Below are 17,616 nucleotides of genomic sequence, written 5' to 3'. Positions count from 1 at the left end.
ACTCGCCTCAGAGGGAGTTGACCCAGAAGGATTCGCCTCAGAGGGATTCGACGAGGCCACCGTCGATGACGAAGTCGGCGCCGGTGATGTTCGCCGCGTGGGGACCGGCGAGATAGAGCACGAGCTCGGCCACCTCCGACGGCAGGGTGAACCGGCCGGTCACCGACTGGGCCGCCGCGCCGCGCGCCACCTCCCTGGGATCGACGCCCTGGGACTGGCCGACCGTGGCGGCGACACCGCCGGCGCCCTGCCACAGCGCCGTCTCCACCGGGCCGGGACCGATGGTGTTCACCCGCACACCGCGTGGCCCCACCTCCTTGGACAGGGCCTTGCAGAAGTTGGTCAGCGCCGCCTTCGCCGCGCCGTAGTCGATGACCAGCGGATCCGGCAGCCGGGCGTTGACCGAGGAGACGGTGACGACCCGCCCCGCGCCGGTGGCGAGCAGGTACGGCAGCGCGGCCCGGGTGGCGCGGACGGCGGACATGAAGTTGACGGTGAACGTCCAGTCCCAGTCCTCGTCCGTCACGCCCAGGAAGCCGTCCACCCGAGGCCGCACCGCCCCGACGTTGTTCACCAGGACGTCGACTCCGCCGTGGACCGCAACGGCTTCGGCGACCAACGCCGCCGGACCGTCGGGCGTCGCGAGGTCGACCTCCACGACGGTGAGTTCGGCACCCCGCTTCACCTGCTCGTCGAGGGCGTCGGTGCGTTCCCTCGACCCCGCGACCACACGGGAGCCGGCCGCGAGGAAGGCCTCGACGACGGCCAGGCCGATGCCGCGCCCGGCGCCGGTGACCACGACGGTCCGTCCGGCAAGTCCCGCGTCGGCACCGGACGCCGCGTCGGTCCGGGACGGCTGGGAGGTCATCGTCCGCTCTCCAGACCCTGCTGCCGCAGCCAGGTGAGAACGGTGTCCGCGACCTCGCGCCAGCCGCTGTCGATCGTCAGGGAGTGCGCCCGCTCGGGGAAGTTGATGATGTCGGTGACGGCCTCGGTGTGCCGGTACTGCTTGAGGGTGGCCCGGGTGACGACCTCCGGCACGGTGTGGTCCTTGCCGCCGGAGATGAGCAGCAGCGGGCCGCGTCCGCTGTTCTTCGTGTCGACCTTCGCCGGCGAGTGGGGGTTGAAGTTGGCGGAGGCGGCCTCGTACAGCGGCTTGCCCGGCGCGGGGACGGTCCAGCGCTCGTACAGGGCCGCCGATTCCTCCTCCGGGATGGCGTTGCCGAAGGCGAACCGGAACTGCTCCGCGGTCAGGGAGACCGACCGGCGCTTGTTGGCCGGGTTCCTGAAGACCGGGAACGTCGCCTTCAGCGCTGACAGCGGCAGGGGCAGAACGCCCTTGATCTGTGCGGCGTCGATCGCGACCGCCGCCGCGGCGCGGTCCTGGCCGAGCAGCTTCTGCGCGATCATCCCGCCGAACGAGTGACCGATGACGATGGGCCGCACGGGCAGGGCCTCGATCAGGGCCGCGTAGTGCTCGACGACGTCGTCGATGCCGTAGCCGGCGACACTCTCGGGGTTCTGGCGTGCCTCTTCGACGCTGTCCGGGTCGCCGGGCCACCCGGGCGCCGCCGGGTCGTAGCCCTCCTCGCGGAACAGATCGATCCATGGCTGCCAGGAGGTGCGATGCAACCAGAGTCCGTGGACGAAGACCACGGGAACGGGGACGGTCATGGCTGGGCCTCTCTTGGGTGGGTGTCCTGTGCCCGGCATGTGCACACAAAACTAGAAATACGGGTGCCCTACCCCCGGGGAAGCACCCCAGTGGTTCAGGGGTGGACGCCGAACGGCCCGAGGACGCCCGCGTCGATCCGCAGGGACTCCAGCAGCGTCCACGCGTTGTCCCGCGTGAAGACGTCGGCGGCGGCGAGGACTCCGGTGTACTTCGCGGCCACGGGAGCGGCCGCGATGTCCGCCACCGCGTCGAGGAAGGTCTTGAAGATCGCCCAAGAGTTGCCCTGCGCCCCGTACTTGTCGAAGAACGGGGTCGGGTCGACGGAGGCGATCGCGGACCGGGTGCTGGCCTCCAGATCGTCCATGTACTGGATCTGCAGGGCGCCGTCGGCGCGGACTCCGAGCCGCCCGAGATGGCCACCGACGAACGTCTGCCACGGGTAGTCCATCGCGATGCTCTGAGCCTTGATCCACTCGGGGATGTCCTGGGAGACCGCGAGGTTCTTGAACGGCACCCAGCCCGGGTACAGGACGTCGACCAGCATCAGGGTGGCGTATTCGGGCGCGAAGACGAAGATGTTGTCAGGGGAGTGGTTGGGGCCGTGGTACGCCAGCCGCAGGTGCTCTCCGCCGACCTTGAGCCGGTACTTGTCCTGGAACGTGACCGTCGGCAGCGGACGGTTGGGGTCCGCAGCGCGGGCCAGCAGGCCGGCCGTCGCGGCGTGCGAGATCCGGACGACGTCGGGTCCGAACAGACCGGCGGCGCCGATGTGGTCGGCGTGCGAGTGCGAGTAGATCAGGTGGGTGACCTTGCTCGGCCGACCGTTGGCCCGGGTGACCTGGTCGATCGCGCGGAGCAGGTTGTGCCCGATGGTCGGCGGTGCGTCGACGAGGGCGACGCCTCTCGTGGTCGTCAGGAACATGGCCTGGTAATAGGAGTCCGTGACCCAGTAGAGGTTTCCGGCGATCTGGCCCACGTGGTAGCCGTCCGCGTTCATCCTGGGCCCGACCGAGGCGGCCGGAATAGGCGCGAAGTCGGGCAGCCCGCCCTCATCGGCGTGGGCGGGTTCGGCCAGCGCGCCGACGAGGGCGGCGGCGGCCGGGACGGCGAGGGCGCCGGTGGCGCCCTTGAGGAATCCGCGGCGGCCGGTCGGAGGCAGGAGTTCGGCAGACATGGAAATCTGGTCGCCTTTCGGTTCGGGGACAGATCGGTTCGGGGACAGAGGTGTTCCACCGGGGACAGAGGTGTTCAGCTGAAGCAGGGATCGAAGGGACCGAAGGAGTCGAGTGGCCGCGTACCGTCGGTGGCCCGGCCCGTCCGCTGGCGCCACCGGAGCTGTTCGGCGGATTCGGCGGCGGCGTCCCGGACGCCCTCGGCCTGGCGTAGCCCGGAACGATCGACACCGGGGCCGGCCTGATAGCCGCCGAAGTGCGCGATGGGACTCCAGTCCGGCTGTACGGGGGGCGCGGGTGGCGCCAGGCCTTCGAAGAAGCCGACGGCGTGGACGACCCGGCCGCCCACGACCGTCAGCAGTGCCTCGATCTCGGGATCCGCTCTTCGGGGATCGCGAAGTAGTCGTCGCTCAGTACCGCGAAGTCCGCGTAGATCTTCGCGTTGCGCAGAACGAGATCCGCGGGCTGCGCCGGAGTACCCGTCCGGATGCCGGCCACCGGCATGGATGTCATGGTCCCCCCTCGGGATGGCTGCCGACGGCCGAGCGCTTCCGACCGCGCGGACCGTGCTCGCCGACCACCTCACGACACCACCGCACGAGCAGAGTTCGCACCAGGGAGCCACCCCAGCAGGACCCACCCACCGACGGCCGCCACGGACTGGGGTTGACCCGGTGTGAACGGCGTCAGAACGGAGCCAGGGACGGCCGGGAACAAAAAAGGCCCCTGATCCGCGTTTCCGCGGATCAGGGGCCTTATATGAGGGTGAGTGACGGGACTTGAACCCGCGGCATCCTGGACCACAACCAGGTGCTCTACCAGCTGAGCTACACCCACCATGACCGGCTTGGGAAGTCCGAGTGGTCTTCCTGACCGGCCGAGAAAAAGTGTACAGGGTCTGAAGGGGTGCTCGCGCCAGGCTTTTCTCCGGCAGCCGTACGGGGGTTACTGCGCCGCGGGCAGGACGTGTTTCGCCGCGATCTTGCGGGCCGTCTCCGAGTCGGGGCCCGGCTGCGGTACGAAGATGGCCTCGCGGTAGTACCGCAGTTCGGCGATCGACTCGCGGATGTCGGCGAGGGCGCGGTGGTTGCCGTTCTTGTCCGGGCTGTTGAAGTACGCCCTCGGGAACCAGCGCCGGGCCAGCTCCTTCACCGAACTGACGTCCACGATCCGGTAGTGGAGGTACGCCTCCAGGGTGCCCATGTCACGGAGCAGGAAGCCGCGGTCCGTGCCGACCGTGTTGCCGCACAGCGGGGCCCTGCCCGGTTCCTTGACGTGCTCGCGCACATACGCCAGGACCTGCGCCTCGGCGTCGGCCAGCGTCGTACCGCCGGCGAGCTCGTCGAGGAGGCCGGACGAGGTGTGCATCTGCCGCACCACCTCCGGCATCGTCTCCAGCGCCGAGTCGGGCGGACGGATGACGATGTCCACCCCCTCGCCGAGTACGTTCAGCTCGGAGTCGGTGACCAGTGCGGCCACTTCGATGAGCGCGTCGTCGGACAACGAGAGACCGGTCATCTCGCAGTCGATCCACACCATGCGATCGTTCATACGCCTCACCTTACGGGGCCGGTGTCGGTGTGGGCCTCGGCCGGGTGCTCCGCCCCCAGACCCCCTGTCGCGCCGGATGGTGCCCGGCCGGGCTGAAAGTGACGGCCGGGCCAGGGGAGTCCCCCGGCCCGGCCGTCACTCACACGTCACCTACCGTTACGCGCCGCTCCGCTGCCCCGGCAGGCTCGCGCGGTTTCCGACGTACGGGTCCCGGCCGTGTTCCGCCGAGAGGCCCACCGTGCTCGCCGTGCGGCGGGCCTGGATCGGGACCGGGCTTTCCTGGTGGGGGGCGCGGTCGTGACCGTGGCCGTGTCCCTGGCCCGCCGTGGTCGGCGTACCCATGCCGCCCTGTACGCCGCTCACCACGCCGTCCGGTTCGGACATCCGTTCACCCTGCGGCCTGCGTGCCCGGTACGCCGCGCGGTACGCGGCCGGGGACGAGCCCAGCTGGCGGCGGAAGTGACCGCGCAGGGCCACCGGGGAACGGAAGCCGCAGCGGCCCGCGACCTCGTCCACCGAGTAGTCCGACGTCTCCAGCAGGCGCTGGGCCTGGAGGACGCGTTGCGTGATCAGCCACTGCAGCGGTGCGCTTCCCGTGAGCGAGCGGAAGCGGCGGTCGAACGTACGACGGGACATGTACGCGCGTGCCGCCAGCGTCTCCACGTCGAACTGCTCGTGGAGGTGCTCCAGCGCCCAGGCGACGACCTCGGCGAGCGGGTCGGCGCCGATCTCCTCTGGTAAAGATCGATCGAGATAGCGCTCCTGGCCGCCCGACCGGCGCGGTGGGACCACCAGTCGGCGGGCCAGCGCACCGGCCGCCTCGTTGCCGTGGTCCGTCCGCACGATGTGCAGGCACAGGTCGATGCCTGCCGCTGTGCCGGCGCTCGTCAGTACGTCGCCGTCGTCCACGAAGAGTTCGCGTGGGTCGACGTGGACGGACGGATAGCGCTTCGCCAGCGTCGGCGCGTACATCCAGTGTGTTGTCGCCGGGCGGCCGTCCAGCAGGCCCGCCGCCGCGAGGACGAACGCGCCTGTGCACAGGCCTACGATCCGCGCACCCTCTTCGTGGGCCCGGCGCAGTGCGTCGAGCGCCTCCTCCGGTGGCGGCGCGGTGATCGAACGCCAGGCGGGCACGACGACCGTGCCTGCCCGTGCGATCGCTTCCAGGCCGTTCGGCGCGGTCAGTTCCAGCCCGCCGGTGGTCCGTAGCGGGCCCTCTTCTCCGGCGCACACCAGCAATCGGTAGCGCGGCACTCCGGCGTCCTGGCGGTCAATCCCGAACACCGACAGCGGAATGGAACTCTCGAAGATGGGGCCGCCGCTGAACAGCAGCACCGCGACGATCTCCTTGCGGCGTCGCCCGGACAGTGTCCGGGCCGCGGCTTCCGGCGCGGCAGTGGAGTCGTGGCTCATACTGCTAAGCCCCCCTCGGTGGTCGCGGCTCCTCGGTTGTGTCGCTCCTGCACGTTTCCCCTCGGTCCTGCACGAGTCCCCCGCCGTAGACAGTCAAGATCGAATCTACTGTGTCCCATGATGCCGACGTGACCAGTTCGTCACTCGACAGATTGTCGACTTGGCAACTTGGCGTAAAGCATTCGATCACGAAGCGTTGCACTAGTGGGCCGCGCAGGGAAGTGCGCCTCGTCGCAGTGGCCAATCCGCGTAGGGTGCGCGGCCCCGTCCGGACCCTTTCAGTGCAGGTGGAACGGGGGTTTGGGGGTTGTTCGGCCAAGGGGTGTGCGGTGTCCGGAAGTTGGCTGAAAAGCATCGGGCGCGTGCGCGAAAACAGGTCAATCGACCGGTGAAGTTCCGCCGGAGTGCCGACCGCCCCGGTGACCGCCCGAAGGGACCCTGCCGTGCCGCCCCCGGTGTGGGGCGCTCTCCTCGGCCCGCGTCTGCGCCGCGCCGCGCTCGGACTGTCGCATGAGCACCCGGCATACCCCCGTCACCGCCGCCAGCCCAAGTGCCGTACCGGCGGCGCCGCCCAGGGAGGTGCCGCAGAGGACGAGCACCACCGGGACCAGAACGCAGCTGAAAGCCGCCCAGCGGACGAGATCGCTCGCGGACTCCTGGGGCGGTGAGGTCATGGCTGCTCCCTGTGACGACGAGTCACGGGGTTCAACGTCTGTTCGAGCGGTCGGTCACTGGCCATCGTGTCCGGAAGATGTGCGCGAGGGTGATCGACCCGGTGGGATGTACGCGAACCCTGCGGAAACAGCCTGTACGTGGCAGCAACCATTGCGTTACGGGCACACCCTCGGGCATGCTCCCTGGAACCCGTCCGGAGCATGTGCGGGCTATGGGCTACGAAGGAGTGCGGCCGTACCCTTGGGGGTATGGGGTTGGGAAGATGATTCCCGGACACAGCTAGCCGCACGGTGTCGTCCCCATGACGTCGTCCCACCACGAGGATCAAAACGCCGAGAATCCCATGGCCGGTCACGAATTCCTGGAACCCGCGGACCGCAAGCGCCCCGTCGCCGACCACACGGCGGCCGAGCCCTTGGCGGCGGAAGAACCACGTCAGTCCTGCGACCCCGCGTTCAAACACGGTGTCGTCGTCGGTTTCGACGGCTCGACGTCGAGTGAGCGCGCCCTCGCGTACGCCATCGGCATGGCCCACCGCTCCGGTTCGGGCCTGATCATCGTGCACGTCGCCAACCGGCTCCCCACCACGGTGTGGGCCGGCTGCGAACCACCCGTCTTCGTGGACGTGCCGGACCACAGGACCGAGGTCCTCGGGCTCGAACTCGCCTGCGCGGACTATCTGGCCGAGGTGCCCTGGATCCTCGTCGAGCGCGGTGGCGACATCTGCCACGAACTCGAAGAGGTGGGGCGGGAGTACGAGGCCGATGCGATCGTCGTCGGCTCGACCCATGGCATCGTCGGACGCATCTTCGGGTCCGTTGCGGGGCGGCTCGCCAAGCGGGCGCAGCGGCCGGTCGTGGTCATTCCGTAGGCCCCGGCGCCCCGCCCGGCCCCTGCCCGCACGCTGAGTGAACCTACTCGCGCGTAGAGGTGTTTGTGCGCTTGTGAAGGGTATATGCCGGGCACCGCACCCGGGGTGTGACGGCCACCGGTTAGCTGCGCAGGCTGGGGGTTGGGCGACTCCCGGCGTATATGGGCGAGCCCCCTGTGTCCGGTGGCGACACGGGGGGCTCGTTCTGCGGGTGTTGGCCACTGCGGGCTCGGTGGGGGGTTGTCGCGCAGTTCCCCGCGCCCCTGAAAGCCACAAGCAGGTCGGCTACTCGACCGTTACCGACTTCGCCAGGTTCCTTGGCTTGTCGATGTCTCGGCCCAGGGACAACGCCGTGTGGTAGGCGAGGAGTTGGAGGGGGATGCCCATCAGGATCGGGTCCAGCTCGTCCTCGTTCTTCGGGACGACGATCGTCTCGTCGGCCTTCTCCTGGTTCTGGTGGGCCACCGCGAGGATGCGGCCGCTGCGGGCCTTGATCTCCTCCAGCGCGGCGCGGTTCTTCTCCAGGAGGTCGTCGTTCGGCACGATCGCGACCGTGGGCAGCGCGGGCTCGATGAGGGCCAGCGGGCCGTGCTTCAACTCCGAGGCGGGGTAGGCCTCGGCGTGGATGTACGAGACCTCCTTGAGCTTCAGGGAGGCCTCGCGGGCCACCGGGTAGCCCCGGACGCGGCCGATGAAGAGCATCGAGCGGGCCTCGGCGTACTGCTCGGCCAGCTTCTTGATCTCCTCCTCCTGCTCCAGGATCTCCGCGATCTGTCCGGGCAGCCTGCGCAGGCCGTCGATGATCCGCTTGCCGTCGCGCACCGACAGGTCGCGGGTGCGGCCCAGGTGCAGCGCGAGGAGGGCGAAGGCGACGGTGGTGTTGGTGAAGCACTTCGTCGAGACGACGCAGACCTCGGGGCCCGCGTGCACGTACATGCCGCCGTCGGCCTCGCGGGCGATGGCCGAACCGACCACGTTGACGATGCCCAGCACCCGCGCGCCCTTGCGCTTCAGCTCCTGTACGGCGGCCAGCACGTCGTACGTCTCACCGGACTGGGAGACGGCCACGTACAGGGTGTCGGGGTCGACGACCGCGTTGCGGTAGCGGAACTCGGAGGCGGGCTCGGCGTCGGCCGGGATACGGGCCAGCTCCTCGATCATCTGGGCGCCGATCATGCCCGCGTGGTACGAGGTGCCGCAGCCGAGGATCTTCACGCGCCGCACGGCACGCGCCTCGCGGGCGTCCAGGTTGAGGCCGCCGAGGTGGACCGTGGAGAAGCGGTCGTCGATCCGGCCGCGCAGGACGCGGTCGACGGCCTCCGGCTGCTCGTGGATCTCCTTGTGCATGTACGTGTCGTGGCCGCCCATGTCGTACGAGGCGGCCTCCCACTCCACGGTGGTGGGCTCCGCCGTGGTGCGGGTGCCCTCCGTCGTGTAGGTGCGGAAGTCGTCGGCCTTGAGGGTGGCCATCTCGCCGTCGTCCAGCGTCACTATCTGCCGGGTGTGGGTGACCAGCGCGGCGATGTCGGAGGCGACGAACATCTCCTTCTCGCCGATGCCGAGGACGACCGGCGAGCCGTTGCGGGCCGTCACGATCCGGTCGGGGAAGTCGGCGTGCATCACCGCGATGCCGTACGTGCCCTCGATCACGCGCAGCGCCTGGCGGACCTTCTCCTCCAGGGTGTCCGCCTGGGAGCGGGCGATGAGGTGGGTGAGGACCTCGGTGTCCGTCTCGGAGAGGAACTCGACGCCGTCGGCCTCGAGCTTCTTGCGCAGGTCGGAGGCGTTGTCGATGATCCCGTTGTGGACGACGGCGACTTTGTTGTCGGCCGACATGTGCGGGTGCGCGTTGTGGTCGGAGGGGGCGCCGTGCGTGGCCCAGCGGGTGTGGGCGATGCCGGTGGTGCCGGCGAAGCGCTTGGGGACCTTGGCCTCCAGGTCCCGGACCCGGCCCTTGGCCTTGACCATCTTCAGGCCGGTCGCCTTCGGCGAGGTCACGACGATGCCCGCCGAGTCGTAGCCCCGGTACTCCAGGCGCTGGAGGCCTTCGAGGAGCAGTGGCGCCACGTCACGCCTGCCGATGTATCCGACAATCCCGCACATATATAAGTGTCCCTGTCGTATGTGGATGTTTAGCCGTAGACGATGCGGCGCAGTTGGCGGAGGGTGAGCTCCGGTGGTGCGACCGCGCGGTATTTGAGGTCCGCCTCGATCCGGTCGAAGATCTCCGCGTTCACCAGTCCCTGAGCCTGGAGTTCGCGGTGGCGACGACGGACATAATCCTCGGTCGTCTCGTCGAAGTAGGCGAGAACGTCCTGAATCACCCGCAGTGCCTCGCCCCGGGCCAGGGGTGTGGTACGCGTCAGATGATCAACGAGTTCGTCGTGCACCCGATGATCCTGAGGTAAAGCGCTGGCAATCGCAACAATCCTGCCCGATATCGGGCAACGGCCTGTTGAAACTCTCATGGGACCCTGTTCGGGGCCTGTTCACCCTGTGTCCTGCGTGCCGATGGCTGCTCAGAGCACCGTTTTCAGCCATGGACACTCCTCGCATGGGCGTACCCGAGCAGCTTGCCGAGCGCATGAGCATGGCTGAGCAGCACGAGTACCTTCGCGCCAAGTTCTCGCGGCGCACGATGATCAGAAGCGGCGCCGTCACCGTCGGCGCCGTCGCGGGCGGTGCGTTCGTCCCGGGCGCCGTCGCCCAGGCCGCGACGCGTACCTCCGTACCGACGCAGACGTACACGCGGACCGAGAAGGTCAACGGCGCGCTCGTCGCCCCGTTCGGCCGGCACCTCGCCTGGGGCAACGACCCCCGCACGGAGATCACCGTCTCCTGGCAGGTCCCGGTCGCGGTGCAGAAGCCCTTCATCCGGATCGGCGCCCACCCCTGGGACCTCTCCCGCAAGATCGAGGCCGAGGTCCGCACCCTCTACACCCCGGCCGGGATCGGCGCCAGCGGCGACCACACCCAGTACTACCTGCACGCCAAGCTCACCCACCTGCGTCCCGGCAAGACGTACTACTACGGCGTCGGCCACGCCGGCTTCGACCCGGCCGAGGCGCACCTGCTGGGCACCCTCGGCACCTTCACCACCGCCCCCGACCACAAGAAGCCGTTCACCTTCACGGCCTTCGGCGACGAGGGTGTCAGCTACCACGCCCTCGCCAACAACAGCCTGCTCCTCGGCCAGAACCCGGCCTTCCACCTGCACGCCGGTGACATCGCGTACGGCGACCCGGCCGGCCAGGGCAAGACCACCGACACCGGCTTCGACTCCCGCGTGTGGGACCAGTTCCTCGCGCAGACCGAGTCCGTCGCCAAGTCCGTGCCGTGGATGCCGGCCTACGGCAACCACGACATGGAGGCCTGGTACTCGCCCAACGGCTACGGCGGCGAGGACGCCCGCTGGAACCTCCCCGACAACGGCCCGGACAAGAAGAACCTCCCCGGCGTCTACTCCTTCGTCTACGGCAACACGGCGGTCATCTCGCTCGACGCCAACGACATCTCCTTCGAGATCCCGGCCAACCTCGGCATCTCCGGCGGCACCCAGACCAAGTGGCTGGAGGCGCAGCTCAAGAAGTTCCGCGCGTCCAAGCACGTCGACTTCGTCGTCGTCTTCTTCCACCACTGCGCCTACTGCACCTCCACCGCGCACGCCTCGGAGGGGGGCGTGCGCCAGGAGTGGGTGCCGCTGTTCGAGAAGTACACGGTCGACCTGGTCATCAACGGCCACAACCACCAGTACGAGCGCACCGACATCATCAAGGGCGGCGCGGTCACCAAGAAGCTCCCGATCGGCGGCACGGCGTACCCCGAGACCGAGGGTGTCGTCTACGTGACGGCGGGCGCGGCCGGCCGCAGCCTGTACGCGTTCACCGCCCCGCTCTCCTACGAGGGCCACGAGAACGAGGTCGACTCGGTCGCCTCCTTCATCAACACCAAGGACGGCAAGGTCAACGAGACGGTCACCTGGTCGCGCGTGCGCTACCTCGACTACTCGTTCCTGCGCGTCGACGTCACCCCCGCCGCCAAGGGCCGCCACGCCACGCTGACGGTGCGCGGAATCGCGGAGACGGGCGAGGAGGTCGACCGCTTCACGGTCGCCCGCCGCGCACGCTGACCATGCGCGTACGCCCGGAAGGCGGGGCGTACGAATGAGTTGCGAGTGACACCAACAGGCGGTTCCTGGGCGCGTGTTCCTACATGCGCTTGAGGACCGCCTGTTTGGCGTGCGCGAACTCGTCGTCCGTCAGTACGCCCGTCCGATGCAGCTCACCGAGCTCGCGCAGCCGCCGGAGCAGGGCGTCATGGTCGTGTTCGACCGGCGGCGCGGCGAGCTCCTTGTGCCGCTGCGGTGGTACGTCCGCCAAGGGCGCCCCCGGATGCGGCAGACGGGCCTGGACGGCCGCCGCGACCAACGCCATCAGCGGATCCTTCTTGAACCCCCACAGCTCGACGGAGCTGGGATCGTACTTCGGCGGGGCCTTGGTCGGCGCGTGCCGCACGCTGAAGCGCAGGTAGCCGTTCTCGAGGCCCACCGCCGGATGCCACTCCACGGCCGTGATGTCGGCGACGGCCAGGGAACGGGCGCCGGCGGCGGCCTTCGCGTCCTCCGTCTTCCAGTTCCACTCCAGCCGGACGCACTCCCCGTCGAAGGTCGCGGTGCCGTCCCCGGCCGACACGGACAGCGGTACGGCGGGTCCGGGCAGCAGATACCGGTCGACGGCGCCGGAAGGCACCTCGTCGAGCAGCAGCGCGGTCTTGACCTCGTCCACGAGGTACTCGGCGACGCCGTACCGGTCGGCCTCGACGCCCAGCTGATACGGGTCGTTGGGCTCCGCCAGCTTGCCGCCGGTCGCCTGGAGCAGCGGGTCGGCGCCGTCACGCAGGCGCAGCCTGAGCCGCCCCGACTTCCGGCCCTGCTCGAAGGAGATACCGGCCAACGCGCGGAGGGGGACGGTGAGTTCACCCAGTTCCTTACGGAGCAGACTGACGTTCCTGTCGCGCCCAGGGGTGAGCCGGAGGATGTCACCGTCCAAGACCCAGGTGCCGTCCTTCTGGATGATTTCCGCCATGGAGTGATTGTTCCCGATGCCTGGGAGGACGGGCACCTTGGAGGGGGGTACTCCGAGGCGGCGAGGGCGGACGGTGCGCATCAAGAGTAGTGGAGCGAGTTCATTGAGTGAGGGGAGAGGTCGGGGGTCTTGCGAGATCATGTTCGCCATGCCCACAACATCCCGGCGTCACCTGCTCGCAGCCATCGCCACCTCCGCTGCCTCCCTCCCGCTCAGTGCCCTGGCCGTCTCGCCGGCCCGCGCCGCCGGTTCAGCCGTCACTGTCCAGCCCTTCGCGCCGCCGAACAGTGCGGCGGTGAACGCCCTCGCCGCAGGCGCCCGTTCCGCCGTGACCCTCGCCCCGCTCAACGCCTCCTACTTCACGCCCCTGACCCTCAGCACCGCCCTCACCACCACCGTTCTCCCAGGAACCCCGTCCCGTACCGAGGTCACCTCCGGCGGTAAGCGCGTCGCGCTGCTGACGCGCGGTGCCCGGACCGTCGTACTGCCGGGCCCGCAGCGGACGTTCGTCGAGAACAAGCGGCACTTTGTCGACGACTTTCAGCGCACCCTGCCCGATCTGACGCTCCCGGAGGCGAGACGGGCGTACTGGGGTACCTCGCCCGGGGGTGGCAGCTGGTCCACGGTCGGGGGTGTCGACACCGACTTCTCGGTGGTGCCGGGGGCCGGGAAGATCGCGTTGACCTCGGAGAACGTCAGTCGGCATGCCAGCCTGCGAGACGGTGAGATCGCCGATGTCGATGTGCGCGCGGTGGCATCGTTCGACAAGGTGCCTGCCGGGGAGGCGTGTTCGTACGCGCTGTCCTTCGGATTCCAGGACACGCACAACAACTACCGGGCCCGGCTGTCCTTTCTCACCACGGGTGCCGTGCAACTGCGTGTCGAGAAGGAAGTCGCCGATGTCGTCACGCAGTTGGCCCCGTCCGTGACCCTGGCCACGGGTGTGGGCGCGGGTACGCGGTGGACGATACGGGTGCGGCGCGAGGGCTCGGTCATCCAGGTCAAGGCGTGGGCCTCGGCGTCGGCGGAGCCGTCCGCGTGGGCCGTCGAGGTCGGCGACGCCACCTTCGGCAAGGGGCGCGTGGGGCTGCGCGCGCTGGCCGGTACCGGGTGCACCAATCTGCCGGTCACACTCGCCGTCAGCCGTTTCCAGGTCGACGCCGCCAACTGGGACGTCCCGCCGAGTGTCACGCACGGCGACTGGGTACGGGTGCTGCCCCAGCCCTTCGACGGCACCTGGACGCAGGAGGTGGAGCGGACCGTACGGGGATGGGTCGGGTCCACCGCCCCTGACGTGCTCGCGTACGCCGCGATGTTTCTCGGTGGCGCGCCCGCCGTCACAGCGGGGGCCGGGCCGGCCCAGGACAAGCAGGTGCTGGGCGAGGCCGGGTACGGGTATCTCGATCCCCACGGCCTCCGCTACGAAGGCGCCGATTTCCATGAGTACATGAACGTCGGCTGGACCTTCGACGACGGCGTCCACACCGGGCCCTCCAGCAAGCAGGTCGGCAATCTCGACTGCTCGGGGTACGCGCGCATGGTGTACGGCTATCACCTGGGCGTCCCGATGGCCGCCGGTGAGGACACCACAGGCCTCCGTATCCCGCGCAAGTCCCGGCACATGGCCGACCACTGTCCAGGGGTACGCGTCGACCGTACCGACGGCACCAACCCGCCCGCCGCCGCGCTGCTCCAACCCGGTGACCTGGTCCTCTTCAACGCCGACTCCGGCGACGACAACCCAGGCGACCCGGGCAGCCCGACGGTCACCGTCGATCACGTCGGCATCTATCTGGGCCTGGACGCGGCGGGCAAGCGCCGGTTCCTCTCCAGCCGTAAGACCGTCAACGGGCCCACGATGAGCGACCTCGGCGGCGCCTCCCTGCTGGACGGCACGGGGACCTACGCCACGACCCTGCACACCGTGCACCGCGTCTGAGGCCCCGCGCCGCCGCCGGGGGCGCCTCCCGTTCTGCGGGCGTCCCCGGTCCTACGGTCGGGGCATGCCCGAACTGAAACTCCCCGTTCATCCCGGTTCGCCCACCTCGCCGAGGGTCTGGCGCAGCCCTGTGCGGGGGCCCTGGTTCACCTCCGTCCTCGGCGTGGTGCTGCTCGGGGGGATCACGGTGCTGTTCGTGACGGGACTCGTGTCGTACGCCGCCTACAACCCGAACCTGTCGCCGGTGAACGACCTGACCCCGGACAAGGGCCTCCTCGGGTTCTACCTCCACCTCTTCACCTGGCCGACCGATCCGCCCTGGCTGTACCGGCTCACCCAGGGCGTCCACGTCACGCTCGGGATCGTGCTCGTACCCGTACTGCTGGCGAAGCTGTGGTCGGTCGTGCCGAAGCTGTTCGCGCTGCCGCCCGCGCGGTCTCTCGCGCACGCGCTGGAGCGGATCTCGCTGCTGTTGCTCGTCGGCGGGGTGCTGTTCGAGTTCGCGACGGGTCTGCTCAACATCCAACTGGACTATGTCTTCCCCGGGTCCTTCTATCCGCTGCACTTCTACGGGGCCTGGGTGTTCTTCGCCGCGTTCGTGGCGCATGTGGTGCTGCGGGCGCCGGTGGCGCTACGGAATCTGCGCGACATGCGCAACGGGCGTACTGAGGAAGGGGAGTTGGTTGCCCCGGAGCCGTTCGAGCCGACCGTCTCGCGGCGTGGCGCCCTCTGGTTCGTCGGCGGCGGATCGCTGCTGCTGTTCGTCACCACGGCGGGGCGCAGCTTCGACGCGCCGCTGAGGGAGACGGCCGTACTCGCCCCGCACGGCGGGCCCGAGCCCGGTGGCGGTCCCAGCGGGTTCCAGATCAACAAGACGGCCGCGTCGCGCGGGATCAACGCGGCGGAGACGAGTGAGGAGGCGTGGCGGCTCGTCGTTGAGGGGCCTGGGGGACAGACCGTTCGGCTGAGTCGGGGTGATCTGCTCCAACTCCCCTTGTACAGCGCCGCGCTGCCCATCGCCTGCGTGGAGGGCTGGTCCACGTCCGACCAGTGGTGGCGGGGAGTGCGGCTGCGGGACCTGGCCGGGCTCGTCGGGTACGAGGACGGCGCGGCGCCCGACGTACTGGTGGAGTCCCTGCAACGGCACGGCGCCTTTCGCCGGGCGGCGCTGCGCGACAACCAGGTACGCGACGGGCGCTCACTGCTCGCCCTGTTCGTCAACGGCGAGCCCCTGACCCTCGACCACGGCTACCCGGCGCGGGTGATCGTCCCGGCGGCGCCCGGGGTGCTCAACACCAAGTGGGTGGCCCGGATGACGTTCGGAGACCTGTGATGACGCGACGGTCGTGGCGTTCTGTTGGTTCGGGGAGTTCGGGGGGTTCTGTGAGGGCTGTGCTGCGGCGGCCGTACCGGCGGGTTGTGGTCGGTAGCCCGCTTCAACTCCTCTTGTTTGTCTGCTCGTTCGCGCTCGCCGGGTATGCGGGAGTGCGGTTGCTCGCGGATGACTGGTTCGGTGTGGCGCTGTGGTTCGTGGGGGTCGCGCTCCTGCACGACCTGGTGCTGCTGCCGCTGTACGCGCTGGCGGACCGGGGTCTCCTGCGGGGGTTCGGTGCGGTCGGCCGTCGGGCGTGGGTCTCGTACGTCCGGGTGCCGGCCGCGTTCTCGGTTCTTCTCCTGTTGATGTGGTTTCCGCTGATCAGCGGGCGGGTGGAGGGACGCTACGAGGCCGTGGCCGGTCTGCCGGGCGACGAGTTCCTGGCCCGCTGGCTGCTGATCACGGCGGTGCTGTTCGGCGGCTCGGCGGCTCTGTTGGTGTGGCGGGCCGGGTGGGCGGGGCGGTCAACGGGGTTGCGCAGCGCGACGAACGAACGGCCGCCCGACGTCCACTGACCGTCCGGGTGCCAGCCCGCCCGCGCCGCGTGCCGCAGCAGGGCCGGGGTGCCCAGCCGGGCCCACGGGAAGCTCGGGCCGGTGGTGCGGTGAGCGTCGGAGGTGAAGCGGACGATACGTACGCTGAGCCTCTCGTCGACCTCGCCGACGTCCCCGTCCGCGACGGTCTCCACGATCAACAGCCCGCCGGGGGTGAGGAGTTGGGTCATCCGGCGCAGCAGGACAGCTGGGTCGCCGCCGATGCCGACGTTGCCGTCGATGAGCAGGGCGGTGTCCCAGCGGCCCTCGCCGGGCAGCGGCTCGAAGACGGAGCGCCGCAGGGCCTGGCCGCCGAGCCGCACGGTGTGGTCTACGGCCGCCTCGCTGACGTCGATACCGAGCGCGGGCCGCCCTTGAACCGCGAGTTCGGCGACGAGCCGGCCGGGCCCGCACCCCACGTCGAGCACGGCGCCTTCGCAGCGCTCCAGCACCTGCCGGTCCACCTCGTCGGCCCGCGCGCACCACCGTTCCACCTCCAGCGGCAGCAGCCAGCCGTCGTGACGACGGAGGAAGAGCGGACCGCGCCCGGCGCGCAGGGCCTGGGAGTAGGGGTCGGCCGACCAGGGGCGGGGGGCTGTGTCGGGCGCGGGGCTTTCCGGGGCGCTGTCGAGCACCGTCCGGCCGGAGTTCTGGGTCGGGTCCGGCGCGTGCCCCGTAGCCGTCTCGTGCGTGATGCTCATCGGCCCGTGACCGCCCTGTGGCGCTGGAGTTCCGCGGCGAAGCGGGTCCCCGGTGCCATGTCGGCGACCGCCTCCGCGTCCGCCACCGTGTCGACGTCCCGCAGATGCGGCAGGTCGCGTACACGCAGGCCCGCCGCGACAAGCCGCGCCCGCTGGACGGCGCCCGTCGTGGGCGTCGACATGGGCACGCCCCGCAGCAGGCCGGGGTCGGGTTCGGCGAGCCCCAGGGCCCAGAAGCCGCCGTCCTCGGCCGGGCCGAAGTACGCGTCGCAGTCCGCGAAGTCCACGGTGAGCAGTTCGGGCGTCACCTGCGGGGTGTCCATGCCGATGAGCAGCGCGGGCCCGTCGCAGTCCGCGAAGGCACGGGCCAGCCGCTCGTCCAGGCCGCCCGCGCACTGCGGTACGACGTCGAAACCGGGCGGCAGCCAGCGTCCCGGGTTCCCGTCGAGCACCAGCACGCGTCGCCGCGCGGGCGTCGCCGCCACCGTACGCAGGGTGTCGGCCAGGGACGCCTCGGCCAGCGCGGCCGCCGCCTCCGGCGTGAACGGCGGCGTGAGCCGTGTCTTCACCCGGCCCGGCCGGGGCTCCTTGGCGATGACGAGCAGAGTCGTCGCGGAGTTCATTGGG

17 protein-coding genes and 1 tRNA gene are annotated in these 17,616 nt (G+C 69.9%); 4 read left to right on the top strand and 14 right to left on the bottom strand.

All coding sequences use genetic code 11. From position 1 onward, the window contains the following. Window positions 1–37: 37 nt before the first annotated feature. From ADL01_RS09030 to ADL01_RS08995, 9 genes are all read right to left on the bottom strand, one after another. Window positions 38–868, bottom strand: coding sequence for an SDR family NAD(P)-dependent oxidoreductase (locus tag ADL01_RS09030; protein ID WP_078960407.1), 831 nt, complete (start codon window positions 866–868; stop codon window positions 38–40). Then, window positions 865–1,674 (bottom strand): alpha/beta hydrolase, encoded by an 810-nt coding sequence (locus ADL01_RS09025; protein ID WP_053741386.1) that lies wholly within the window; start codon window positions 1,672–1,674, stop codon window positions 865–867. The genes ADL01_RS09030 and ADL01_RS09025 overlap by 4 nt, the downstream gene beginning before the upstream one ends. A gap of 95 nt (window positions 1,675–1,769) precedes the next feature. After that, window positions 1,770–2,849, bottom strand: a complete 1,080-nt coding sequence (locus ADL01_RS09020) for an MBL fold metallo-hydrolase (RefSeq protein WP_107090841.1) — start codon at window positions 2,847–2,849, stop codon at window positions 1,770–1,772. 74 nt (window positions 2,850–2,923) lie between these two features. Next, window positions 2,924–3,196, bottom strand: coding sequence for a hypothetical protein (locus ADL01_RS09015; RefSeq protein WP_053741385.1), 273 nt, complete (start codon window positions 3,194–3,196; stop codon window positions 2,924–2,926). A gap of 5 nt (window positions 3,197–3,201) precedes the next feature. Beyond that, on the bottom strand, window positions 3,202–3,360 hold the full coding sequence (locus ADL01_RS44590; RefSeq protein WP_159049485.1) for a hypothetical protein: 159 nt from the start codon (window positions 3,358–3,360) through the stop codon (window positions 3,202–3,204). Window positions 3,361–3,611: 251 nt separating this feature from the next. Then, a tRNA-His gene (locus ADL01_RS09010) sits at window positions 3,612–3,684 on the bottom strand. 108 nt (window positions 3,685–3,792) lie between these two features. Next, a complete protein-coding gene (gene orn / locus ADL01_RS09005) occupies window positions 3,793–4,398 on the bottom strand; it encodes an oligoribonuclease (RefSeq protein WP_053741384.1) in 606 nt (201 codons plus the stop codon). A gap of 156 nt (window positions 4,399–4,554) precedes the next feature. Then, a complete protein-coding gene (locus ADL01_RS09000; protein WP_053741383.1) occupies window positions 4,555–5,811 on the bottom strand; it encodes a helix-turn-helix domain-containing protein in 1,257 nt (418 codons plus the stop codon). A 377-nt stretch (window positions 5,812–6,188) separates the two neighbouring features. After that, window positions 6,189–6,485: a hypothetical protein gene (locus tag ADL01_RS08995; RefSeq protein WP_053741382.1), complete on the bottom strand. Its 297-nt coding sequence runs from the start codon at window positions 6,483–6,485 to the stop codon at window positions 6,189–6,191. Between the two features lie 344 nt (window positions 6,486–6,829). Between ADL01_RS08995 and ADL01_RS08990 the strand changes: the two genes are divergently transcribed. Then, window positions 6,830–7,357, top strand: a complete 528-nt coding sequence (locus ADL01_RS08990) for a universal stress protein (RefSeq protein ID WP_006376589.1) — start codon at window positions 6,830–6,832, stop codon at window positions 7,355–7,357. A 285-nt stretch (window positions 7,358–7,642) separates the two neighbouring features. On the opposite strand, the gene glmS is transcribed toward ADL01_RS08990, so the two are convergent. Together glmS and ADL01_RS08980 are read right to left on the bottom strand one after the other, a co-directional pair. Further along, window positions 7,643–9,460: a glutamine--fructose-6-phosphate transaminase (isomerizing) gene (gene glmS / locus ADL01_RS08985; protein ID WP_053741381.1), complete on the bottom strand. Its 1,818-nt coding sequence runs from the start codon at window positions 9,458–9,460 to the stop codon at window positions 7,643–7,645. Window positions 9,461–9,489: 29 nt separating this feature from the next. After that, window positions 9,490–9,747 carry a hypothetical protein gene (locus tag ADL01_RS08980; protein WP_053741380.1) on the bottom strand — a complete coding sequence of 86 codons (258 nt, stop codon included), beginning with the start codon at window positions 9,745–9,747 and terminating at the stop codon, window positions 9,490–9,492. A 164-nt stretch (window positions 9,748–9,911) separates the two neighbouring features. On the opposite strand from ADL01_RS08980, the gene ADL01_RS08975 reads away from it, so the two are divergent. Then, complete coding sequence (locus ADL01_RS08975) at window positions 9,912–11,486, top strand: purple acid phosphatase family protein (protein WP_053741379.1); 1,575 nt, start codon at window positions 9,912–9,914, stop codon at window positions 11,484–11,486. A gap of 79 nt (window positions 11,487–11,565) precedes the next feature. Here ADL01_RS08975 and ADL01_RS08970 read toward each other — a convergent pair whose 3' ends face one another. Next, window positions 11,566–12,441 (bottom strand): DUF4429 domain-containing protein, encoded by an 876-nt coding sequence (locus ADL01_RS08970; protein WP_053741378.1) that lies wholly within the window; start codon window positions 12,439–12,441, stop codon window positions 11,566–11,568. Window positions 12,442–12,589: 148 nt separating this feature from the next. Here ADL01_RS08970 and ADL01_RS08965 point away from each other — a divergent pair, with 148 nt between their 5' ends. After that, a complete protein-coding gene (locus ADL01_RS08965) occupies window positions 12,590–14,380 on the top strand; it encodes a hypothetical protein (protein ID WP_053741413.1) in 1,791 nt (596 codons plus the stop codon). A 64-nt stretch (window positions 14,381–14,444) separates the two neighbouring features. Then, window positions 14,445–15,713: a molybdopterin-dependent oxidoreductase gene (locus ADL01_RS08960; RefSeq protein WP_053741377.1), complete on the top strand. Its 1,269-nt coding sequence runs from the start codon at window positions 14,445–14,447 to the stop codon at window positions 15,711–15,713. Between the two features lie 385 nt (window positions 15,714–16,098). Here the strand turns inward: ADL01_RS08960 and ADL01_RS08955 are convergent, their stop codons facing one another. Together ADL01_RS08955 and ADL01_RS08950 are read right to left on the bottom strand one after the other, a co-directional pair. Further along, entirely contained in the window at window positions 16,099–16,989 is an 891-nt protein-coding gene (locus tag ADL01_RS08955) for a class I SAM-dependent methyltransferase (protein ID WP_078960406.1), read from the bottom strand. Beyond that, window positions 16,986–17,612 carry a TIGR04282 family arsenosugar biosynthesis glycosyltransferase gene (locus tag ADL01_RS08950; protein WP_053741376.1) on the bottom strand — a complete coding sequence of 209 codons (627 nt, stop codon included), beginning with the start codon at window positions 17,610–17,612 and terminating at the stop codon, window positions 16,986–16,988. The genes ADL01_RS08955 and ADL01_RS08950 overlap by 4 nt, the downstream gene beginning before the upstream one ends. Window positions 17,613–17,616: the final 4 nt, after the last annotated feature.

The organism is Streptomyces sp. NRRL WC-3618, assembly GCF_001280005.1.
In the GTDB taxonomy this organism is placed as follows: Bacteria; Actinomycetota; Actinomycetes; order Streptomycetales; family Streptomycetaceae; genus Streptomyces.
The sequence above is the reverse complement of the archived record's forward strand: the minus strand, read 5'-3'. Positions and strand labels throughout refer to the sequence as shown.

What these genes read in the sequence shown, in the direction of transcription:
- ADL01_RS09030 (WP_078960407.1), bottom strand. Translation starts at nt 868, where the DNA reads ATGACCTCCCAGCCGTCCCGGACCGACGCGGCGTCCGGTGCCGACGCG.
- ADL01_RS09025 (WP_053741386.1), bottom strand. Translation starts at nt 1,674, where the DNA reads ATGACCGTCCCCGTTCCCGTGGTCTTCGTCCACGGACTCTGGTTGCAT.
- ADL01_RS09020 (WP_107090841.1), bottom strand. Translation starts at nt 2,849, where the DNA reads ATGTCTGCCGAACTCCTGCCTCCGACCGGCCGCCGCGGATTCCTCAAG.
- ADL01_RS44590 (WP_159049485.1), bottom strand. Translation starts at nt 3,360, where the DNA reads ATGACATCCATGCCGGTGGCCGGCATCCGGACGGGTACTCCGGCGCAG.
- orn (WP_053741384.1), bottom strand. Translation starts at nt 4,398, where the DNA reads ATGAACGATCGCATGGTGTGGATCGACTGCGAGATGACCGGTCTCTCG.
- ADL01_RS09000 (WP_053741383.1), bottom strand. Translation starts at nt 5,811, where the DNA reads ATGAGCCACGACTCCACTGCCGCGCCGGAAGCCGCGGCCCGGACACTG.
- ADL01_RS08995 (WP_053741382.1), bottom strand. Translation starts at nt 6,485, where the DNA reads ATGACCTCACCGCCCCAGGAGTCCGCGAGCGATCTCGTCCGCTGGGCG.
- ADL01_RS08990 (WP_006376589.1), top strand. Translation starts at nt 6,830, where the DNA reads ATGGCCGGTCACGAATTCCTGGAACCCGCGGACCGCAAGCGCCCCGTC.
- glmS (WP_053741381.1), bottom strand. Translation starts at nt 9,460, where the DNA reads ATGTGCGGGATTGTCGGATACATCGGCAGGCGTGACGTGGCGCCACTG.
- ADL01_RS08975 (WP_053741379.1), top strand. Translation starts at nt 9,912, where the DNA reads ATGGGCGTACCCGAGCAGCTTGCCGAGCGCATGAGCATGGCTGAGCAG.
- ADL01_RS08970 (WP_053741378.1), bottom strand. Translation starts at nt 12,441, where the DNA reads ATGGCGGAAATCATCCAGAAGGACGGCACCTGGGTCTTGGACGGTGAC.
- ADL01_RS08965 (WP_053741413.1), top strand. Translation starts at nt 12,590, where the DNA reads ATGCCCACAACATCCCGGCGTCACCTGCTCGCAGCCATCGCCACCTCC.
- ADL01_RS08960 (WP_053741377.1), top strand. Translation starts at nt 14,445, where the DNA reads ATGCCCGAACTGAAACTCCCCGTTCATCCCGGTTCGCCCACCTCGCCG.
- ADL01_RS08955 (WP_078960406.1), bottom strand. Translation starts at nt 16,989, where the DNA reads ATGAGCATCACGCACGAGACGGCTACGGGGCACGCGCCGGACCCGACC.
- ADL01_RS08950 (WP_053741376.1), bottom strand. Translation starts at nt 17,612, where the DNA reads ATGAACTCCGCGACGACTCTGCTCGTCATCGCCAAGGAGCCCCGGCCG.